The sequence below is a fragment of the Paraburkholderia sp. SIMBA_053 genome, assembly GCF_046534895.1.
GTDB classification, from domain to species: Bacteria; Pseudomonadota; Gammaproteobacteria; order Burkholderiales; family Burkholderiaceae; genus Paraburkholderia; species Paraburkholderia caledonica.
In genome coordinates this window covers 1-250 of record NZ_JAWRXU010001297.1, presented here as the reverse complement: position 1 = coordinate 250, position 250 = coordinate 1, and the positions used below count along the sequence as shown (strand labels likewise).

Here is a 250-nt window from a genome sequence, read left to right as displayed (position 1 = left end):
CTGCGGTTGACGGTCGGTAACCAGACGCCGGGCGGCGCTGTGCGGCACGCCGCTAACTACCGCGCGCCCGCTTCCTCGCCCGCCGCGACTGCAACGACGATCCCGGCTCGCGCAAAAACGCGATTTCCTCCGCCGTCGATTCCCGTCCTAGCAGCGCATTGCGATGCGGAAAGCGCCCAAAGCGCTCGACGATCTCCGCATGCCTCACGGCGAACGAATAATACGACTCGCCCCCGGGCTCCCCGGCGAG

Annotated in this window: 1 protein-coding gene; it reads right to left on the bottom strand. The window is 68.0% G+C overall.

Features of this window, described 5'->3' with window-relative positions; genetic code table 11:
- Positions 1–52: 52 nt before the first annotated feature.
- On the bottom strand, positions 53–250 hold a 198-nt coding region (locus SB753_RS39810; RefSeq protein ID WP_410805514.1), incomplete at its 5' end, for a DUF924 family protein.